Here is a 15,863-nt window from a genome sequence, read left to right as displayed (position 1 = left end):
GCAAAATTACCCAAAACCGGTCGTTTTCAGGCGATTTGCGTCTGCTCGCCAACTCTAACTGAACGGAGGGCGGCGGTCGATCAGCCGGGACGCACGGCCGCCACCCCGCCACACCCGGGCCACCCAGTCGGCGTCCTCGTCGGTGACCAGGTTGGCCATCACCCGCACGGCGATCGTCATCAGCTTGGTCGAGCGCATGGCCACCGGTCCGGTCGCGGGCAGGAACCGCTGGAAGGTCAGCAACAGCGCCAATCGGCGCGCCACGGAGAATCCGCGGGCGTAGTGGTGTTGCAGCAGCGACGGCCATAACCGCGACAGATCGCGCGAGTCCAGCAGCTCGGCAGCAAACCGCCCGGTCTCCAGGCCGTAGTCGATGCCCTCGCCGTTGAGCGGGTTGACGCAGGCCGCCGCATCGCCGATCAGCATCCAGTTCGGCCCGGCCACCCCGGACACCGCGCCGCCCATCGGCAGCAGCGTCGACGACACCGCCCGCGGCGGTCCGTCGAAGCCCCACTCGTCGCGGCGCAGGTCGGTGTAATAGGAGATCAACGGCCGCAGCGCCAGGTCGGCTTGTCGCTTCGTCGTCGACAGCGCGCCGACGCCGATGTTCACCTCGCCGCTGCCCAGCGGAAAAATCCAGCCATAACCGGGCAGCACCGCACCGTCGGGGGAGCGCAGTTCCAGATGCGAGGTCAGCCAGGGCTCGTCGCCGCGCGGGGTGGTCAGGTAACCCCGGGCGGCGACGCCGTAAACCGTCTCCTGATGCCATCGCCGTCCCAGCTTGCGGCCCAGCGAAGACCGGGCGCCGTCGGCGACAATCAACTTGCGACAGCCCACCTCGGTACCGTCAGCCAGCGTCAAAGAAACCACTCGCCTCGACGAGTCATGATGCGCCGCAACGGCTTTGGTTCCCAGGAGCATGCGCGCGCCGGAATCCTCGGCGACCTTGCGGATCCGATCGTCCAGTTCCAGGCGGGCCACCGCGCTGCTGTACGACGGGAACGACGGGCCGGGCCACCGGACTTCCACCTCGCCGCCGAATCCGCTCATCCGCAGGCCGTGATGCCGGATGCGGCCATTCAGCCAGTCGCCCAGGCCCAGCAGTTCCAGCTCGGCGATCGCGCGCGGAGTCAGCCCGTCGCCGCAGGGCTTGTCGCGGGGAAAGCCGGCCGAGTCGACCACGAGCACGTCGCTGCCCGCCCGGGCGGCCCAGGCGGCCGCCGCAGAACCGGCGGGTCCGGCGCCCACGACCACCACTTCAGCGCTGGTCTTCATGCTCACCAGTATGTTGGTCGGGTGGGGACTCCGGCGACGGTGGTGGCAGGCGTGGACTTCGGCGACGCCGAATTCGCCGCTACCGTACGTGGCGGTGTGGCGCGGATCGAAGAGCTCATGGACACCGAGTTGCGCAGCGCCGACGACGTGATGATCGATTCGCTGCTGCACCTGTTCAAGGCCGGCGGCAAACGGTTCCGGCCGTTATTCACCGTGCTGGCCGCGCACACCGGGCCCAATCCGGAGGCGTGGGAGGTGACGCTGGCCGGGGCCGTCATAGAGATGATTCACTTGGCCACGCTCTACCACGACGACGTGATGGACGAGGCTGAGGTGCGCCGCGGCACGCCGACCGCCAATGTGCGCTGGGGCAACAATGTCGCGATCTTGGCCGGTGATTACCTGCTGGCGACGGCGTCGCGGCTGGTATCGCGGCTAGGACCGGAAGCGGTGCGGATCGTCGCCGACACCTTTGCTCAGCTGGTGACCGGCCAGATGCGCGAAACCCGCGGGGTGGCCGACGGGGTCGATTCGGTTGAGCACTACCTGACGGTGGTGTACGAGAAGACGGCCTGCCTGATCGCCGCGGCCGGCAAATTCGGCGGCATGTTCTCGGGCGCGGACGACGAACAGGTCGAACGGCTGAGCCGGCTCGGCGGTTACGTGGGTACCGCGTTCCAGATCTCCGACGACATCATCGACATCGACAGCGATTCCGAGGAGTCCGGGAAGCTACCCGGCACCGACGTGCGAGAAGGTGTGCATACGCTGCCGATGCTGTACGCGCTCGCCGATACCGGCCCCGACGGCGAGCGCCTGCGCTCGCTGCTGTCCGGTCCCGTCGACGACGACGCGGAGGTGCTCGAGGCGCTGACGCTGTTGCGGGCGTCGCCGGGCATGGCAAAGGCCAAGGAAGTGCTTGCTGACTACGCGGCGAAGGCACGCCACGAACTGGCCCAGCTGCCTGACGTTCCCGGCCGGCATGCGCTGGAAGCGCTGGTCGGCTACACGGTCAGCCGGCACGGCTGAGGCGCGCCCTGGAACCCGGCGGGTCATCTCGGGCGTTGAACTAGCTGTAATGCGAAAAATCCCAGGTGTTCGTAGGAGGACACACTGATGACCTGGCATCCCCATGCCAACAGACTGAAGACCTTCGTCCTGTTGGTCGGTATGTCCGCGTTGATCGTGTTGGTCGGCTCGCTGTTCGGCAGGACGGCGATGTGGCTGGCGGTGCTGTTCGCGATAGGCATGAACGCCTACACCTACTTCAACAGCGACAAACTGGCGCTGCGGGCCATGCACGCGCAGCCGGTTTCCGAGCTGCAGGCGCCGACGATGTATCGCATCGTCCGGGAGCTGGCCACCAGCGCGCACCAACCGATGCCGCGGCTGTACATCAGCGACACCAACGCGCCTAACGCGTTCGCCACCGGACGCAATCCGCGCAACGCGGCGGTGTGCTGCACCACCGGCATCTTGCAGCTGCTCGATGAGCGCGAGTTGCGCGCAGTGCTGGGTCACGAGCTGTCGCACGTCTACAACCGCGACATCCTGATTTCTTGCGTCGCGGGAGCGCTGGCGGGGGTCATCACCGCGTTGTCCTACATCGCGATGTTCTTCGGCGGTGACGACCGTGACGGCGAGAATCCCTTTGCGCTGCTGCTGGTTTCGTTGCTGGGGCCGATCGCGGCGACGGTGGTGCGGCTGGCGGTGTCGCGATCACGGGAGTATCAGGCCGACGAGTCGGGTGCCGTGCTGACGGGCGATCCGCTGGGCCTGGCCTCGGCGCTGCGCAAGATCTCCGGCGGCGTCGAGATGGCGCCGCTACCGCCCGAACCGCAGCTGGCCACCCAGGCGCACTTGATGATCGCCAACCCATTCCGCGCGGGCGAGCGCATCGGGTCGCTGTTCTCGACGCACCCACCGATCGAGGACCGCATCCGCCGTCTGGAGGCGATGGCGCGCGGCTAGCTCAGTGGCTCCGCGGGCTTTACATTGGAATTAATATTCGGCGGCAACCTATGAGAGCTGTGATTCCGATGGCAGAACCTGAATCAATGGAAATCCATGAAGCCGGACTGTCATTGGATCTGCCCGATTTGGTGTTCGAGACGCGTGCCGGGGCGAATATGACCCAGGCCCAATTGGCGACGGCGCTCGGCACCAGCAAGGAGACGGTCGCCGCGTGGGAGAGCGGTGCCGAGACGCCGCGTGTCGACGAATTGGCAAAGCTGGCACGGACATGTGGCAAGCGGCTGCGTCTCAGCATTGACGTCGACTGAGCATTTGGCGAGTCCGGTCCTATGCGCCACGCCGCCGGAACCATGCGTCTCCGCTCAAATTCGAGTTTCGACTACTCAGAACCCCGACCCGTGCACCTCGTGGCCCGGGGTTTCAGCGATCAGGCCCCGGTAAGCCTGCTCGACCGTCGAGCCGTGGTTGATCACAGCGTCCACTTCGCGGGCGATCGGCATGTTCAGCCCGAACTCATTGGCGAACTCCATGATCACGCTGGCCGCTTTGACGCCTTCGGCGACCTGGTTCATCGAGGCAATGATCTCGTCGATCGGCTTGCCCGCACCGAGTTGCTCACCGACGTGACGGTTGCGGCTGCGCTGGCTGGTGCAGGTGACGATGAGATCGCCCAGACCGGCTAGGCCGGGAAAGGTCTCGGCTTTGCCGCCCACCGCCACGCCCAGCTTCGTCATCTCGCGCAACGCGCGGGCGATTACTGCCGCGCGGGTGTTCTCGCCGATGCCCAGCGAGTAGCCCATGCCCACCGCGATCGCAAACACATTCTTGAGCGCGCCTGCCATTTCCACACCGATGACGTCGTCGGTGGTGTAGACGCGGAAGCGCCGAGTGCGGAACAACGCCGAGAGCCGAGTGGACAGATGCTGGTCGGGCATCGCCAGCACCGCCGCGGCGGCGTACCCCTCGGCCACCTCGCGAGCGATGTTCGGGCCGGCCAGTATCCCGGCCGGATGGCCGGGCAGGATCTCCTCGATGACCTGCGACATCCGCATGTTGGTGCCCTGCTCGAGGCCCTTGACCAAAGACACCACCGGCACCCAGGGCCGCAGTTCCTTACTCAACTCGGTGAGCACGCCGCGAAAGCCGTGCGAGGGTACGCCCATCACCACGACGTCGGCTACATGAGCGGCTTCGGCGAAATCCGTGGTAGCGCGCAGGCCCTCACTCAGCTCGACATCGTTACCGAGATAGCGGGAGTTGCGGTGGTTTTCGTTGATGTCCTTGGCGGTCGCCTCCGAACGCACCCACTGCAGCGTAGGCGCGCGCCGGGCACAGATCGACGCCACCGTGGTTCCCCAGGAACCACCACCAAGGACAACGACATTGGGTTCGCGCTTCTCAGCTGCCATGCGACTCAGCGTATTGCCGAACGCTGCCGAACACCATCGCCTCCTCGATGCGGTCGAACTTGTAGTCCAGGGCGTCGGCGAAATAGTTCTGCCGAACATTCCACGGGCGCTTGGTGCCGGACTTGGGTAACGCATGCAGCGCACGCTTCACATAGTTCGCCTGGATGTCCCAGGATGGCTTTTCGGCCATCGACTGATCCCCGAGATGTGGATAGGCGTGCGTGTAGCCATGAGAAGCCATATGCGCCAGCAGCTTTGCCGTCGCCCGCGCGGTGATGTCGGCGCGCAACGTCCAGGATGCATTGGTGTAGCCCACGCACCAGAACAGGTTGGGCACGTCCTCGAGCATGTGGGCTTTGTAGACGAAGCGGTCCCGCGTATTGATCTCTACGCCGTCGAGGCTGATCGTGGCGCCGCCCAGCGCCTGTAGTTGCAGGCCCGTCGCGGTGACGATGATGTCGGCGTCGAGATGCTCACCGGATTGCAGCGCGATACCGGTGGCGTCGAAGTGGTCGATGTGATCGGTGACCACCGCGGCGCGGCCTTCGTTGATGGTGGTGTACAGGTCTGCGTCAGGGATCAGGCACATCCGCTGGTCCCACGGGTTGTACCGCGGCTTGAAGTGCGTGTCTACGTCGTAGCCGTCGGGCAGATTAGTGATCGCAGTGCGACGCAGCAGCCACTTCACGAAACCCGGAATCTTTCGCGACAAGAACCAGATGAGCGCTTCCTGCAACGCCGCCCACATCCGGACGACCAAGTGGGAGGCCTTGGGGGGCAATACTTTACGCGCGACAGCGGCAACCCGGCTGTATTTGGACGCCGAAATCATGTAAGTCGGTGAGCGCTGCAGCATGGTCACCTTTTCGGCCCGCTCGGACAGCGACGGGATCAGCGTGACCGCGGTGGCCCCACTGCCGATCACCACGACCTTCTTGCCGGTGTAGTCCAGGTCCTCCGGCCAGTGCTGCGGATGTACGACGGTTCCGCCGAACCTGTCGATGCCGGGGAAGTCCGGCGTGTAGCCCTCGTCGTAGTTGTAGTAGCCGCTGCCGAAGAACAGGAAGCGGCTGCGGTACTGCTTGCGCACTCCGCTTTGCTCAAAGGTCACCGTCCAGGTATCGGTGGCCGAATCCCAATCCGCGGAACGGACGTAGCTGTCGAACTGGATGTGGCGGTCGATGCCATGCTTGTGCGCGGTGGCGGTCAGGTACTCGCGAATGTGGTCGCCGTCAGCGACGCCTTCCTTGCGCGGCCACGGCTCGTAGGGGAAGGACAGGGTGAAAATGCTGCTGTCGGAGCGCACGCCGGGATAGCGGAACAGATCCCAGGTGCCGCCGATCTGCTCGCGTCGCTCCAGGATGGTGTAGCTCAGCTGGGGATTGCGTTCGGTGATCCGATAGGCCGCGCCGATGCCGGAGATGCCGGCGCCAACGATGATGACGTCGAAGTAATCGGCTTCCTGGGGCGTCAGGGTCATTGCAAATCTCGCTTGAATTCGCCGACAGTCACCGGTAGTTCACGAACTGCAGCGCCACGTCCAGGTCGGCCTTCTTCAGCATCGCGATGACGGCCTGCAGGTCGTCGCGCTTCTTACTGGTCACGCGGACCTCGTCGCCCTGGATCTGGGTCTTGACGTTCTTAGGTCCCTCGTCGCGAATGAGCTTGGTGATCTTTTTGGCGTTCTCGCTGCTGATGCCCTGCTTGAGCGCGCCGGTGACTTTGTAGGTCTTGCCGGACGCCTGCGGCTCGCCGGCGTCGAAGGCCTTCAGGGAGATGTCGCGGCGAATCAGCTTCTCCTTGAAGACGTCGACGGCGGCCTTGACGCGCTCCTCGGTGGATGACGTCAGCTCGACGGCCTCGTCGCCCTTCCACGCGATCTTGGTGTCGGTGCCGCGGAAATCGAAACGGGTGGCCAGCTCCTTGGCCGCCTGGTTGAGCGCGTTGTCGACTTCCTGCCGATCGACCTTGCTGACGATGTCGAACGATGAGTCCGCCATTTGATGCTTCCCTCCTTCATGGCTTTTTCGGGTGACGCCCGTTTGTGCTCTGTCTACCCGTTCGTTGTAACCTGCTAGGCGGCAGGTTGCCCGAGCGGCCAATGGGAGCGGACTGTAAATCCGTCGCGAAAGCTTCACAGGTTCGAATCCTGTACCTGCCACCAGCAGGTCAGACGGGGTTTCCGGCTGATGCAACGGCTTGAGGTTGCCGGCCGTCCGCAGATCGCGCGCAGCACTGTCGAACGCGGTCAACGGCATCCAGGTCGTCGGGGAACGGGTGCGACAAGCTGCATTCGGCAACTAATCACACGAGCTACCTTTGCGGGTTCTGAGTCCTGCCGGGATTCGGAAAGCTCGGGTTGGTGTAAGCCGGTGTTTGGGGTTCACCGCCGGGAACAGGATTCGCTACAGGTGGTGGTCCGGACTCTGGCTCTTCCGATGGCGGGGGTGCCCGATGTTCAGGTGGCGGAGGCTTGGGCACCAAGTAGTTCTTCCACGCGCCCGGTGGGTTGGGTGCAGGGCCGATGGTGTTATCCGGCCACCGCCACGAACAACTACCGCTAGCACCCCCGAAATCGCCTGCCGGAAGGGTTAACCCGAAACCCATAAAGCTTCCACCGATGGGGCCGTTGCCGGCTGGACCACCCAGGTTCCATCCGCCGTATTCGCAGTGCCAATGCGTGCTGTTCTCTTCGACAGGAAAATCGCAGTAGTACGTCGAAGCTCCCGCCTCGAAAGTACTTCCGCCAACACCGGGATAGTCGCATACGCCGGGGCCTGGAACATTGCCGCCCGGGGCTCCCCAGGCCACGGGGGAATCGAAGATTACCCACGACGTAACCCCTAGTGCCACAAGTAATCTAATTTCCTTGCTCAACGACTCTTTCACTGTAAACGCCTTCTGGCTTCGGCAATGGCAGCGCGTGCCTTCGAGCGGGGGACCGCCATCCCAAGTTTCTACACCGACCAGGGACGATCTCGCAGAGGATTTAGGACGATTTCGCGTCGAGTATCACGCTTCGCTGTCGGACCGGCCGTGGGCAACGCCGCAACCATTCCGAGAAACGTCTGGGTGATGTCGGCGCTGTTCGGCTCAGCACCCCCGCCAGACTATGAGTTACGCAGAGCCCGTGAGAGGGTACTCGGCAGCAAATGATCGACCGTCAAACCTTGGGGGCAATATGAACGAGGCCCCGCGAGGTACGGTTCGTCGCTCGGCCGACGGCGGGCTACTCGTGCGCGAGTCCCGCGGCGACCAATTGGGTTGGAAGCTGGTGCCGCCACAGTCCGAACACACTGTGTTTTTTGGTGACCAGGAGGTCGACCCGCTCTGGTTGGAGTGGCCGATTATCTGGTGTCCAGATGCAAAATTTCACGAACAGGACAACATCCGCCGCGCGCAAGGGCGCACCGCCTGAAGCGTTTACCGTCGACAGCTTCCGGCGACCAAACGCTTGAGCTGCAGATTTAGCCATAGCCGACACAGCTTTCGCTGGAATTACACGATGTCGACCAACGGCCTATGCCGCGCCACGACCCTGTCGGGCACCGACACCTCTAGGGCTAGGCCGTCACCAACACAGCGTCGGATCGCGGCGGATTCGCGATTGTGGGTCTATCGAAGCAAGTCCCTGTCCTAGACTCGGGTCAAGCTGAGGGACGTTAGCGAATGGGAGGTCTTCGATGAGAATGTTCGTTCGCCGCATGGCAGGCACCGCCGCCGTGGCCCTAGCGCCCTTGGCGTACGCGACAGTGGTTTTGCCTGGCGTGAGTTCAGCTCAACCGCCCGACTGCGGTCCAGGTAACTGGTGGAACCCGGGGGCAAACGCGTGCCAGCCGATAGCCCCGCCGCCGCCGCAGGATTGCGGTCCTGGCAACTGGTGGAACCCGGGGGCAAATGCGTGTCAGCCGGTAGTGCCCCCGCCACCACCGGATTGCGGTCCTGGTAACTGGTGGGACCCGGGAGCCAATGAGTGCCGGCCGGTGGTACCGCCCCCGCCGTCCTAAACCCGGGGGGATCGCGGTCGGCAGGAAAGCTGCTGTCGCTGCCGTGGCAATATTCCTGGCAGGTTGCGGCGGCGGCACGTCGACCAAGACCACCGTGACGGTGACGTCCACCGTCGAAGTCACCAAGACGGTGGCGGTGACCGCGTCGCCACCATCATCGGTCCCGAAGACGACCATCGAAACCGATGGCACGTATCGGGTGGGCATCGATATCGTGCCGGGCACGTATCGCTCGGCAGGCGCCAATCCTCAAGGTGAATCCGATTGCTATTGGGCGAGGCTGAACAGTCTGAATCCAACCCACATCATCACCAACGGCCTCGGTACGGGTCCTCAGGTCGTGACGGTCCAGCCGGGTGACACGGCATTTTTGACGCACAGCTGCCTGACCTGGCAGAAGGACTGATCGACGCGGTCACTCCGGGGTGCCCAGGTCCGGCCCGTCGAAGTAACGCATCAACGACGAATCGCTTTGTCCGGATACCAAACCGCGCTTGACCGTCAGCGGCCAGGGCCCGGCCGATTCGCGCCCGAACCGCGAATTCCGTTGCCTCCCTTTCACCTGCGTGCCTGGATAAGATCCCGAGCCGGCTCCTGCCCAGCAATGACACTGAGTTCGCCGCCAACTCGGTCAGTGAATGCGGGCGCTACCGCCGAGACCGACCTCCAGCACACTGCCGGTGATGACCCCCGGATCGGTAACCAGGTAAAGCACTCCGCGGCTGACGTCCTCGGGTTGCAGCCACGGCTGTGGTATCGGGTTGGCCTTCATCATTCGGCGCACCAAATCGTCGGGAACGTCGTCACCTCCGCCGGGCTGCACCATCGGCGTCTGGGTCGTGGTGGGACAGATGACGTTGACCGTGATGCTTTCTTTGGCGACCTCCAGGGCAACAGACTTGGCCAGCCCGATGATGCCCCACTTGGTGGCGTTGTACGCCGCAAGATCCGGGATACCCATGCGGCCGCCCATCGACGACGTCACGACGATCCGGCCGAAGCGCTGGCGCCGCATCACCGGTATGGCCGCGCGCAGGGTGTGGAACACACCGGTCAGGTTGGTGTCGACCAGCTGCTGCCAAATCTGGTCGCTGACCTGCTCCAACGGACCGGTGCTGACGATGCCGGCGTTTGCCAGCACGATGTCCAGGCTGCCCAGGTCTTTCACCGTCTGCTCGACCGCCGCGGCGACCTGAGCAGGGTCACGCACATCCACCGCGAGTGGCAGACAGCGTCGGCCCAGCTCTTCGACTTGCTTGGCGGTGTCCCGCAGGTCGTCTTCGGTGGCCAACGGATAGGTCAGGTCCGTCATCGCACCGGGCGCATCGGCGACGACGATGTCGGCTCCTTCGGCCGCCAGCGCCAGGGCATGCGCGCGGCCCTGACCTCGACCGCCTCCGGTGATCAATGCAACGCGTCCGTCCAAGGCACTCATGGACGGCTAGCCTAGTCGTAGCATCGGTGGACTCACCCCAAGTGCCGCAACAGATTTCCGGAGTATCGCAATGTGGCTAGGCAGTCGGCGTAAATGAGCGCCGGTGAGCAGCGCGCTGGAATCGATCTGACCAATCTCGACCAACCGCTGAGCCCGGACGCCGAGGCCACCAAGCGCGACTTGGTGGACTACCTGGACGCGGTGGCTGACAGGATGCTGCCTGGACTGGCCGGTAGGCCGCTCACGGTGCTCAGGGTCCTGCGCGGGCGTGCGCCGTTCATGCAGAAGAACGTGGCCAAGTACACCCCGGATTGGGTGCGGACGGCTTCGATTTGGGCGGAGGCCTCGCAACGGGAGGTGCGATATGCGGTTTGCAACGACAGGCGCACGCTGTTATGGCTCGCCAACCAGCGTGCGGTCGAGTATCACCCCACCTTGGGTTTGGCCGACGACATCTATCGGCCTACCCATCTCGTCCTCGATCTCGACCCGCCCACCGGCGATGACTTCAAAGCGGTGGTAAACGTCGCTTACCTCGTACGACAGGCTCTCGCCGATAGCGGACTCGTCGGCTCCGTCAAAACCAGCGGCGCGAAGGGCATTCATGTCTTTGTGCCTATCGACGATAAGGCCCCGGTCGACGACGTGGCTGCGGCGACGCGCGCGCTCGCCGCACGCGCGGAGGCGCTCGACCCCACCGTGGCGACAACGGCTTTCATCGTCGAGGACCGGGCGGGCAAGGTGTTCGTCGACTCAACCCGGGCCGGCGGCGCGACCGTCGCCGCTGCTTACAGCCCGCGGTTGCGACCGGGGTTGCCGGTGTCCTTCCCGTTGGATTGGTCAGATCTGGACCGCGTCAACCCCGCTGACTTCAACGTGCACACGGCAGTCAATGCGCTTTCCGCTTACGATCCCTGGGCCCAGATGATGGCCGCGCCGCAGCGTCTGCCGAATGATCTCATCGCACAAGGCCGCGGGATTCCGGTCGCCCGAGTGGCTGCGATGCACGAAGGCAAGCGACGCGCGCGGGCACGCCGGGCGGACGGGCCAGAGGGGCCGTCAGATCAGGTCCAGGGCCCTGGGTAGTGGCCGTTCTCGTCTTGCACCAGGACGATTTCCTTGCATTCGCCGCTGGTGGGTGTTTCGCCGCGGCACACGAGCGTCCACCCGGAAATGCGTCCGAAAGGCCGGACTGACCAGCTCGACGCGAGCGTGTTGGCGGTGGGCAGACCGAGCACCGAAAGGGTGCCGCCGGCGTACGTGACATAGAGCCGGTCGCCGAAGAACGCCAGTTTGGAAATCGACAACTTACCGGCTTCGTCTCTGGTTTTCAGCAGATCCCACTGCTGCGTACGCAAGTTCCACACGCCGAATCCGAACTGGGAGTTATCCGAGCCACGAGCATCGATCAACAATTTCCCGTCGGACAAGGTGGCGACCAGTCCGCTGCCCGAAATCCGGTCGGTGTCACCGAACTTGACGATGGCTCTGGTGTTCACGTCCCAGAAAATCGTCGACACGACGGAGGGGTTGGCGGGATCTCGACGTGAGATTTTCACCAACTTGTCCGGCCCCTCGGACAATTCGGCTTCGACGGCCTCAATGTCGTTGTCCTGAAATACCGCTTCGCCGCTCGGTAGCCTCAGCTCCGCGCCCGACCTCTTGCCCGGCGTCGTATTACGTTGAAACGCAAGAACATCCTGCCACACTCGCCCGGGCTGCGGATCCGTCCAACCCACTGACAGGTCGGTGTTGGACAGAATAACGGTCCGGGGCGGTGACGTTGAGCCGTGCTCATCGCCGAAGGCGTTCACCCACGCCACACCGGATAGCGTCGGGCCGAGCCGCCATTCCTTCGGTGCGGAAAATCTGAGATCGGGTGCCGGCGGCTGCAGTTCCTTGGTAACCAGCGGCCGCTCCGATTTGAGGTCGAAGAGATACGCCGTCGTCTTCGTAGTGTCTGGAGTTGCGCCGACGGTCGTGACGAGATACATGACTTTCATGTCGTCGGCCGTGTTGGACAGCGCACACAGACCGCCGGTCACATTCTCGCCGGCAGGCACAGCGGGGATGGCCGGCGAGGTGAATTGCCCCGTTTTGATGTCGAAGATCTTCGGACGAATGTCCTCGAGCGCCGATTTGCTCGACGAGAATCCCTCGGGACAGCCGAAGTAAACGGTGCCGCCGTAGCTTTTCCAGTCTTTGGCCAATGGACTGGTTGCCGGAGCCGGTGCGGCGACCGGGCGGGCGGTGGACGCCGAAGTCGAGGTGGCGGACCTTCCCGCCGGCGGCGATGCGGTCTGCGAAGTCGAGCAGGCCGCAAATGAGACGACGGCTGAACAGATCGCCGACACCATGGCGATTCTGCGTTTAACCACACCCAGCCGCTTATTCACACTGATCCGCAACCCCCGCTAGTCCTGTGCGCAAAGAAGCCTAAAGCCGTTCGCCGGCCCCTGCGACTCGGGCGGTACAAACAAAGATGCCCGTCGTGATAAACCCAAAGGCATGAATGGGCTTGCCGAAGAGACGCGCTGGATGGACGCCACCGACCAGGCGGCGCTGGTGACCAAGGGTGAGGTCACCCCCAGCGAACTGCTGGAAGCGGCCATCGAGCGGATCGAGGAGTCGAACCCGTTGTTGAACGCCGTGGTCATCGAGTGGTTCGAGCATGCCCGCTCGGTGGCCGCCGGTCCCGGCCTGCCCGACGGCCCGTTCCGCGGCGTCCCGTTTCTGCTCAAAGATCTCTACACGAGCTTCGCCGGTCAGACCCTGTCCAACGGCAATGTCGCGCTGAAAGAGGCAGGCAAGATCGACACCGCCGACACCACGCTGGTGGCCAGGTTCAAGGCGGCCGGGCTGGTCATCGCCGGGCGGACGAACAGCCCCGAAATGGGCAGTCTGCCAACCACACAACCGCTGGCATGGGGACCGACCCGCAATCCGTGGGCGCTGGATCGCACCCCGGGCGGATCAAGCGGCGGCGCCGCAGCGGCGGTCGCCGTCGGGATGGTTCCGTTCGCCAACGCCTCGGATGGGGGCGGCAGCATCCGCATTCCCGCCTCATGTTGCGGGTTGGTGGGGCTCAAGCCGAGCCAGGGCCGGATCACCGTCGGCCCGCATCGTGCCGAGGTCGGCCTCGGAGTCGAGCTGTGCGTCAGCCGCACGGTGCGTGACACCGCGGGCCTGCTGGATGCCGTGCGCGGTCCGGGCATCGGTGACAGCGTGATCGCACCCGCACCGCAGCGGCCATACCTCGACGAGGTCGGCGCTGAGCCGGGCCGGCTGCGCATAGGGCTGCTCGACGTCCACCCGCGCGGCGAATTCCTGCACCAGGACTGTGTTTCGGCCGTGCGGGCAGCGGCGTCGAAGCTGGAAGGCCTTGGGCACATAGTCGAGCCGGCGTGGCCGGCGTGTCTGGCAGATACCGGCCTGGTCGACAAGTTCATGGCGCTGTGGGCGACGCAGCTGGCAATGGCGGCCCGCGGGTTCAGCGAGACGCTTGGCCGCGAGGTGACCTCCGACGACATTGAGCCGGTCAACTGGGCGCTGATCGAGCGGGCGACGGAGGTGACCGCCGTCGACTACGCCGCGGCGCAGGCTGCGGTGTATGCGTTTCGGCGCGCGCTGCAACAGTGGTGGGCCGACGGCTGGGACCTCCTTCTGACGCCGACGGTCGCCGAACCGCCGCCGCCGCTGACGGAGTTCGAGAACGACCCCGGGCACCCGACGGCGCCGATGCGCCGCGGCGGGCAGTTCGCCGCGTTCACGCCGCCGTTCAACATGAGCGGACAACCGGCGATCAGCCTTCCGTTGCACCGCAACCCCGACGGGCTGCCCATCGGCATCCAGCTCGCCGCCGCCTACGGCGCCGAAGATGTCCTCATTCGTGTGGCCGCACAACTGGAGGCAGCGCATCCCTGGCATGCAGCGCGGCCGGCGCCAAGGTAGCGCGAGCAGACGCAAAATCGCCCAAAAGTGTTTCATTTAGGGCGATTTTGCGTTCCCCCGCAAGCGGGTGGGCCCACACCGTAGGTAGGGGAGTGCCCCCAGCTCGCGACAATTAGCGAGCGCCGGGTGCGGACCGCCGGTCGAGCACCCACACCGTTGCCAACGTGAGGACGACGGCAAACGAGGCGAGCGCGATGAGACTGCCGGCAGTGCCGCCGTGGAAGGTTTCGCGGTAGGCCGACATGGCCGGCAGCGTGGCGGTGTACCTCTCCAGATTCAGGTCGCGGCCCAACGCGTCGAAGGCGTGCCGGTTCGAAAGGATGAGGCTCATCAGACGTCCCGGGGTGGCCATCTGGTCGACGGGGACGATGGCGCCACCAAACAGGACCTGCGGGAAGCACAGCATCGGCAGGGCGAGTGCGGCCTGCGCGGCGTTGGACACCGCGGCCGAGGCGAGCAGGCCCAGCGCCAGCGCCGACGTCGCCTCCACCACGATCGTTACGAAAAGCACTGCGTACACATCCCAACCGACAGCGGGCAGTCGGCCGAGCGCCCGAAGCACACCGAGCAGCACCGCGCTCACCGCCGCCAGCACCGGAAGCAGCGCTGCGATCTTGGAGGCAACGTACGCGCCCACACTCAATCCGGCCAGGCGTTCTCGCCGGAAAACCGCCATCTCCCCGACGATTTGGAGCAGCCCGTAGGTCAGACCGAAGAAGAAGCCGGCGAACGCGATCCAGAACACGATCTGCGCCGGGCCCACATCGGCCGGGCTGTGTGGATCGAATGCGCCGCGCTTGAACAGCGTTGCCATCATGGCCGTCACCAGCACCGGTGAGCCCAGCAGTACCGCCAACGTCAATCGGTTGCGAAACAGCACATCGACATTGCGTCGGGTGAGCAACCACCATTGTCGGAGTGCGCCTACTCGGGTGACGCCCGGTCTGGCATATATCGGTTGGGCCGCAACGGGATTCGAATGCAGCCCGCTGTTCGCGAATCGCGTCGTCCAACTCTGCGGATCCTCACCCGACATTCGGCCGTACACGTCGTTGAGATCATGCACGCCGAAGTAGCGTCGAGCCTCGGCCGGGGTGCCGGTGAAGGCATGGTGGCCGTCGCGGGCCAGGAATACCACCCGATCGCACCGGTCGATCGCGGCCGGCTCATGCGTGGTGAGAACAACGGCGACTCCGCGTCGGCTGAGCCTGCGCAGCAGGCCCATCACGTCGGCGGCGGTAGCCGGGTCGAGCCCGGAGGTGGGCTCGTCGAGGAAGAAAATCCGTGGATGGGTCAGCAGCTCCACCGCGATGCTGGCCCGCTTGCGCTGACCACCGGACAGGTCACGGACCGGGACGTCGGCCCGGTCGGCCAGGTCGAGGTCGTGCATGGTCTCCTCGACTATCCGGTCCGCTTCGGCCGCCGACGTACCCGCGGGCAGCCGCAGCCGCGCGGCGTAGCGCAGCGTGCGGCGCAGCGGCATATCGAGGTGGATGATGTCGTCCTGAGGCACATAGCCGATGCGGGACTCGCAGCTGACCCGTGCACTGCACGGGACGCCGTCGTGGCGGACTTCGCCGGCCGACGGTGGCGCCAGGCCCGCCAGGACCTCCAGCAAGGTGGTCTTGCCTGCGCCGCTGCCGCCGGCGATGGCGATCAGCTCGCCGGGTTCGACGGACAGCGACATCTCGCGCAGGATTTTGCGGGACCCGGCGTGCCGGGTCACATTTACCGCGTCGACCCGCGCGCCGCGCGTGCTGAACCCGTTGTGTGTCAGTGTGGTTTGTACTTGCTTGGTCATGCAGCGATCAT

General features: G+C 65.0%; 15 protein-coding genes and 1 tRNA gene. 8 read left to right on the top strand and 8 right to left on the bottom strand.

What is annotated here, in order from left to right:
• Positions 1 to 54 precede the first annotated feature (54 nt).
• On the bottom strand, positions 55 to 1,281 hold the full coding sequence (gene menJ / locus A9W99_RS04790; protein ID WP_156622940.1) for a menaquinone reductase: 1,227 nt from the start codon (positions 1,279 to 1,281) through the stop codon (positions 55 to 57).
• Positions 1,282 to 1,296: 15 nt separating this feature from the next.
• Here menJ and grcC1 point away from each other — a divergent pair, with 15 nt between their 5' ends.
• The 3 genes from grcC1 (at position 1,297) to A9W99_RS04775 (ending at position 3,557) form a co-directional block, all read left to right on the top strand.
• Entirely contained in the window at positions 1,297 to 2,304 is a 1,008-nt protein-coding gene (gene grcC1, locus A9W99_RS04785) for a nonaprenyl/(2E,6E)-farnesyl/geranylgeranyl diphosphat synthase (protein WP_067374223.1), read from the top strand.
• 87 nt (positions 2,305 to 2,391) lie between these two features.
• A complete protein-coding gene (htpX, locus tag A9W99_RS04780) occupies positions 2,392 to 3,246 on the top strand; it encodes a zinc metalloprotease HtpX (RefSeq protein ID WP_067374220.1) in 855 nt (284 codons plus the stop codon).
• 50 nt (positions 3,247 to 3,296) lie between these two features.
• Positions 3,297 to 3,557 (top strand): helix-turn-helix transcriptional regulator, encoded by a 261-nt coding sequence (locus tag A9W99_RS04775; protein WP_067374218.1) that lies wholly within the window; start codon positions 3,297 to 3,299, stop codon positions 3,555 to 3,557.
• Positions 3,558 to 3,632: 75 nt separating this feature from the next.
• On the opposite strand, the gene A9W99_RS04770 is transcribed toward A9W99_RS04775, so the two are convergent.
• From A9W99_RS04770 to A9W99_RS04760, 3 genes are read right to left on the bottom strand one after another with little or no spacing between them, the layout of a single operon-like run.
• Complete coding sequence (locus tag A9W99_RS04770; protein WP_067374215.1) at positions 3,633 to 4,658, bottom strand: NAD(P)H-dependent glycerol-3-phosphate dehydrogenase; 1,026 nt, start codon at positions 4,656 to 4,658, stop codon at positions 3,633 to 3,635.
• A complete protein-coding gene (locus tag A9W99_RS04765) occupies positions 4,648 to 6,138 on the bottom strand; it encodes an NAD(P)/FAD-dependent oxidoreductase (RefSeq protein ID WP_067374212.1) in 1,491 nt (496 codons plus the stop codon). Before A9W99_RS04765 ends, A9W99_RS04770 begins: the two co-directional genes overlap by 11 nt.
• Before the next feature lie 28 nt (positions 6,139 to 6,166).
• Entirely contained in the window at positions 6,167 to 6,658 is a 492-nt protein-coding gene (locus tag A9W99_RS04760; RefSeq protein ID WP_067374208.1) for a YajQ family cyclic di-GMP-binding protein, read from the bottom strand.
• A gap of 80 nt (positions 6,659 to 6,738) precedes the next feature.
• On the opposite strand from A9W99_RS04760, the gene A9W99_RS04755 reads away from it, so the two are divergent.
• Together A9W99_RS04755 and A9W99_RS04745 are read left to right on the top strand one after the other, a co-directional pair.
• Positions 6,739 to 6,822, top strand: a tRNA-Tyr gene (locus A9W99_RS04755).
• Between the two features lie 1,886 nt (positions 6,823 to 8,708).
• On the top strand, positions 8,709 to 9,071 hold the full coding sequence (locus A9W99_RS04745; RefSeq protein ID WP_253869597.1) for a hypothetical protein: 363 nt from the start codon (positions 8,709 to 8,711) through the stop codon (positions 9,069 to 9,071).
• A 9-nt stretch (positions 9,072 to 9,080) separates the two neighbouring features.
• Here A9W99_RS04745 and A9W99_RS26940 read toward each other — a convergent pair whose 3' ends face one another.
• Both A9W99_RS26940 and A9W99_RS04740 read right to left on the bottom strand, forming a co-directional pair.
• On the bottom strand, positions 9,081 to 9,227 hold the full coding sequence (locus tag A9W99_RS26940; protein WP_216639706.1) for a hypothetical protein: 147 nt from the start codon (positions 9,225 to 9,227) through the stop codon (positions 9,081 to 9,083).
• A gap of 69 nt (positions 9,228 to 9,296) precedes the next feature.
• Positions 9,297 to 10,100: a mycofactocin-coupled SDR family oxidoreductase gene (locus A9W99_RS04740; RefSeq protein ID WP_067374202.1), complete on the bottom strand. Its 804-nt coding sequence runs from the start codon at positions 10,098 to 10,100 to the stop codon at positions 9,297 to 9,299.
• A 93-nt stretch (positions 10,101 to 10,193) separates the two neighbouring features.
• On the opposite strand from A9W99_RS04740, the gene A9W99_RS04735 reads away from it, so the two are divergent.
• Positions 10,194 to 11,186, top strand: coding sequence for a DNA polymerase domain-containing protein (locus A9W99_RS04735; protein ID WP_067374199.1), 993 nt, complete (start codon positions 10,194 to 10,196; stop codon positions 11,184 to 11,186).
• On the opposite strand, the gene A9W99_RS04730 is transcribed toward A9W99_RS04735, so the two are convergent.
• Positions 11,165 to 12,310, bottom strand: a complete 1,146-nt coding sequence (locus A9W99_RS04730; RefSeq protein ID WP_156622939.1) for a hypothetical protein — start codon at positions 12,308 to 12,310, stop codon at positions 11,165 to 11,167. The two genes, A9W99_RS04735 and A9W99_RS04730, sit on opposite strands and share 22 nt — an antisense overlap.
• Here A9W99_RS04730 and A9W99_RS26420 point away from each other — a divergent pair.
• Both A9W99_RS26420 and A9W99_RS04725 read left to right on the top strand, forming a co-directional pair.
• Positions 12,303 to 12,518, top strand: coding sequence for a hypothetical protein (locus tag A9W99_RS26420; protein ID WP_156622938.1), 216 nt, complete (start codon positions 12,303 to 12,305; stop codon positions 12,516 to 12,518). The two genes, A9W99_RS04730 and A9W99_RS26420, sit on opposite strands and share 8 nt — an antisense overlap.
• A 90-nt stretch (positions 12,519 to 12,608) precedes the next feature.
• On the top strand, positions 12,609 to 14,051 hold the full coding sequence (locus A9W99_RS04725) for an amidase (RefSeq protein ID WP_067374193.1): 1,443 nt from the start codon (positions 12,609 to 12,611) through the stop codon (positions 14,049 to 14,051).
• Between the two features lie 112 nt (positions 14,052 to 14,163).
• On the opposite strand, the gene A9W99_RS04720 is transcribed toward A9W99_RS04725, so the two are convergent.
• Positions 14,164 to 15,852, bottom strand: coding sequence for an ATP-binding cassette domain-containing protein (locus tag A9W99_RS04720; protein ID WP_067374190.1), 1,689 nt, complete (start codon positions 15,850 to 15,852; stop codon positions 14,164 to 14,166).
• Between the last annotated feature and the right edge of the window lie 11 nt (positions 15,853 to 15,863).

The sequence above is a fragment of the Mycobacterium sp. 1164966.3 genome (assembly GCF_001665395.1).
GTDB lineage: Bacteria > Actinomycetota > Actinomycetes > Mycobacteriales > Mycobacteriaceae > Mycobacterium.
This window is presented reverse-complemented; position numbering and strand designations above follow the sequence as displayed.